Here is a 3,867-nt window from a genome sequence, read left to right as displayed (position 1 = left end):
ACAAATAAAATTTCTAAAGGAAATAGTGACTCACACTCGCTTACAAAAGAGGAATTTTTAGAGAGTATGTATATGAGTGAAGATGAGGGTGTCATAGATGAGCAAGAGTCTGATGTTATTGAAAATATTTTAAATCTTGACAATATTAAAGTCAATGAGGTGCTTACGCCTAGAAGTGTTGTTTTTGCACTTGATGAGAGTATGAGCATAAAAGATGTTATTCAAACGCAGCCTGCAATTTTTAAATTTTCTCGTATTCCTATTTTCAAAGAGTCGCTTGAAACTATCACTGGAATTGTACTCACTAAAAAAATATTTAAACAAGCATTAGCAGATGATAGTGTAACACTTGGCTCTATAAAGAAAGATATGTTCAGCATCAATGAAAACATCCCTGTAAGCAAGGCTCTTGACCTTTTTATATCGAAAAAAGAGCATATGTTTTTAGTGACAGATAACTATGATCAAACAGATGGAATTATTACACTTGAAGATTGTGTTGAGACTATTTTAGGTGTGGAAATTATGGATGAAAGCGACACGACTGAAGATATGCGTGAGCTTGCAAAGCGTAAAATGAAGCTCAAACGCAAGGCTAAAGAGGTAAAAGAGGCGTAAGCGTAAATGCCTCCTTTTTTATTACATTCCAGGGATGCGTGGAATTTTTCCAAGTTTTGAGTTACGGCAGTAAAATCCCCAGCCTTTTTTGAGCCAATGTCCTATGAATGGCATAGGAATCATCTTACCACCTTTATGGTCTCTGTAAACAAAGGCTGCTCCATCACCACTATCCATAACACATAAAATGTTAATATGTTCTTCATACCCTTTTCTCTCATCAGAGCCAAGAACCATCTGTTTGATGTTAAAAGCAACATTCCTTGCCATTACCTCTGCAACATGCCCCTGTTTTGCTCTCCAATCAGGCCCTTGTAGGGCAACACTGTCCCCAATTGCAAAAACTTTGCATATTCCCTCTTGCGTTTCACTTGATGCATCAAAATCATGTTGCACTTCGCAGTAATCATTAATGAGAATCATTCCAGAGTCATTGAGTGGTAGGTCACTGTTTGCAAAAACATCATGACCATTACCTGCTGGTATAAACATTGTAAAATCAGACTCAAGTTTACTCTCATCTTCAAAGACAATGCCATCTTCTTCAAATTTTGTAATCTTTTTGCCAAAATGTTTTTTAATATCAAGTTTGTTAAACATTACATCCATCATTTTAAGTGCTTGTTTACCCATTCTCGCCCCTGGTTCTGCCATTGGAGCAAAAAAAGTAAGTTCAAAATTATCGCGAATACCTAGCTTTTTGAGTTGATTGTGGACATTAAAAAGTACCTCAAAAGCTGGTCCCCCTCTTACATTTGAAGGGTCTTTTGGATTACCACCAAATCCCATTGCTATTTTTCCACTCCCTTTTTGTATGAGTGCATCAATTTTGTCTTTAATTTTTAGAGAGTCTTCTGGTACTCCACAGATGGAGAGGAAATTTTCACTTCCTTTATGTTTCATCTTCCCACTTCCCATTGCTACCACAAGATATTCATATTCATAAGTCTCTTTAGCACAGTAGACTTTGTTCTCTTTTGATTTAATGGCAGTTACTTCATCTATGATAAGTTCAAAACCATGAGCTTTTTGCAAATCTTTAAGAGGAACACATATATCTTCAAATTTGCTCTCCCCAGTTGGAATCCAGATAGATGTTGGATAGATATAAAAATAGTCACGATTTGAGATAAGTGTAACACTAAACCCCTCTTTTCTTAAAAAGATAGCAGCTTCGACACCTGCAAATCCACCACCCAGTATAAGTACTTTTTTCATAATTGAATCCTGCATAATTTGATTTTATAAGAAATATTACAATGTATGATGTTAAAACTACATTAAGAGGGGTATTTTTATCGTCAATTCAGGCGTTTTTCAAATTCATCTACGACTTTTGTCACAATCAAATCTGATGTCACATTAAGTGAGGTACGACACATATCTAAAATTCTATCTACTGCAACGATGAGTGCCATATACTCTACAGGAAGACCCAATTGGTTGAGAATGACAACCATCATAACAAGTGAAGCACTTGGAAGTGCGGCAACACCAACGCTGAGTGCCACAACAGTAATGCCAAGGAGGAGTTGGTCACCAAAACTGAGTGCCACTCCTGCAAGGTTGGCGATGTAAAGCACTGCAACACTTAAATAGGCTGCCGTTCCATCCATAGATACCGTAGCTCCTAGAGGGAGTACAAAAGAGGCTGTCTTTTTATTGACGCCGCCTATCTCTTCAACGACACGCATAGAGACAGGCAGCGTTGCTGCTGATGATGCTGTAGAAAATGCCATAATGGGTGCTTCGCGAACATCTGAGAGATATTTGTATGGGTTTACTTTTGTAAACAAACGCAGCACTGCGGGGAGGGTGATAATTCCATGAAAAACAATGACACCCACAACAACAAAGATGTACTTGTAAAGCCCTAATACCACCTCTATACCTTGCTCGGCAATGACATAAGAGATAAGTGAAAAGACACCAAGTGGTGTGAGGCGAATAATCCACTCTGCCATCACAAGCATTGCTTCACTTACAGAGTTAAAAAAGCTTTTCAGAGGTGCTTGCTGTTCAGGTTTGAGATAGAGTGAAGCCACCCCAAACATAATGGCAAAGATAATGATTTGCATCATTTTCCCCTCACTAAGGGCATGGAAAATATTTGTAGGAATGAAGCTTAGCAGCATCTTCTCAAGTGAAAAAGGGGCAATGGTAGCTGCTTTTGCATACTCCAAGCCCTGTGCGCTGACATGCTCACCAATGTGAAAGATATTCATAGCAACAATGGCGGCTAAAACTGCAAGGGCAGTTGTAAGCACATAGAGTCCGATGGTTTTAAGCCCCATGCGTTTGAGGTGCTCAATCGAGCCAAGCCCAAGAATAGCGACATAAATACTTGCGAAGACAAGAGGTACAACAAGCATTTTTAAGAAGTAAACAAATGCTACTCCTATTACTTTTTGTTTGAGGGCGAGTTCAGGAAAGAGTATGCCAAACGCAGCACCTAAAATAATTCCTAAAACAACAAGAGTGTTTGTTGTTGCATATTTTTTTACTTTTTTTATCATATTGTTTTCATCTTTATAAAAGGTTTTTCTTTATCCAATAAGATAGTACATAAAGTCCCCAAACATGCTGCTTAAAACTTCCTCGCGCGGCTGTTTGTATATACTCTTCTAATTTATCACTTTTAAAGATTCCTGTCTCTTTGTTTACCTCTTGTATGAGTGAGATATTTCCAGAGCTGATGAGGTACTCCATATAAGGATTTGAAAAACCCTTTTTCTTGCGTGTTAGTATCTCGTTAGGGAGTTTGTTAGTCATGATCTGTTTGAGTAGTGATTTTGTGATGCCATCTTCGTAGCGTAGTTTAGGGTCAATGGCAAAAATTGTTTGGGCTAACTTATGGTCTAAAAATGGTGTGCGTGACTCTATGGAGTGAGCCATGCTCACACGGTCAAGTTTTGTTAAAAAGTGCTCTGCTTGAAAGATGTTTAGGTCGATGTAACTGTACCAGATGGATGGGTCAGAGTGAGTAGAGTTTTCAAACCGTTCATAATAGTTTTGAAGATATTTTAGACTTTCATTATCTCGTACATTGCGTTTAAGGAGTCCATTTTTTTGTAAGTCGGTGAATTTATCGCCACTTGTGCGAAAGAGCAGGGTATCATCAAAGATGCGTTTGTACCACTCCCACTCTCTGTTCATGGAGAAGTTTGCACGAAAGTATTTTTTGAGCCAGTTTTTATGTGCGAGTGATGCTGCCTGTTCGATGTCAAGATACTCGAAGTATTGGCGATA

The 3,867-nt window shown here is 38.3% G+C and carries 4 protein-coding genes; 1 reads left to right on the top strand and 3 read right to left on the bottom strand.

The window, feature by feature from the left end:
• On the top strand, nt 1–618 hold a 618-nt coding region (locus tag MVY38_RS04625), incomplete at its 5' end, for a CBS domain-containing protein (RefSeq protein WP_297483991.1).
• Between the two features lie 21 nt (nt 619–639).
• Here the strand turns inward: MVY38_RS04625 and MVY38_RS04620 are convergent.
• The 3 genes from MVY38_RS04620 to MVY38_RS04610 all read right to left on the bottom strand — a co-directional run.
• Nucleotides 640–1,836 (bottom strand): FAD-dependent oxidoreductase, encoded by a 1,197-nt coding sequence (locus tag MVY38_RS04620; protein ID WP_297483990.1) that lies wholly within the window; start codon nt 1,834–1,836, stop codon nt 640–642.
• Between the two features lie 83 nt (nt 1,837–1,919).
• Nucleotides 1,920–3,134, bottom strand: coding sequence for a dicarboxylate/amino acid:cation symporter (locus MVY38_RS04615; protein WP_297483989.1), 1,215 nt, complete (start codon nt 3,132–3,134; stop codon nt 1,920–1,922).
• Between the two features lie 13 nt (nt 3,135–3,147).
• Nucleotides 3,148–3,867: asparagine synthase-related protein (locus MVY38_RS04610; RefSeq protein ID WP_297483988.1), on the bottom strand; the 720-nt coding region annotated here is incomplete at its 5' end.

The organism is Sulfurimonas sp., assembly GCF_027056685.1.
Lineage (GTDB): Bacteria > Campylobacterota > Campylobacteria > Campylobacterales > Sulfurimonadaceae > Sulfurimonas.
The sequence above is the reverse complement of the archived record's forward strand: the minus strand, read 5'-3'. Positions and strand labels throughout refer to the sequence as shown.

What these genes read in the sequence shown, in the direction of transcription:
- MVY38_RS04620 (WP_297483990.1), bottom strand. Translation starts at nt 1,836, where the DNA reads ATGAAAAAAGTACTTATACTGGGTGGTGGATTTGCAGGTGTCGAAGCT.
- MVY38_RS04615 (WP_297483989.1), bottom strand. Translation starts at nt 3,134, where the DNA reads ATGATAAAAAAAGTAAAAAAATATGCAACAACAAACACTCTTGTTGTT.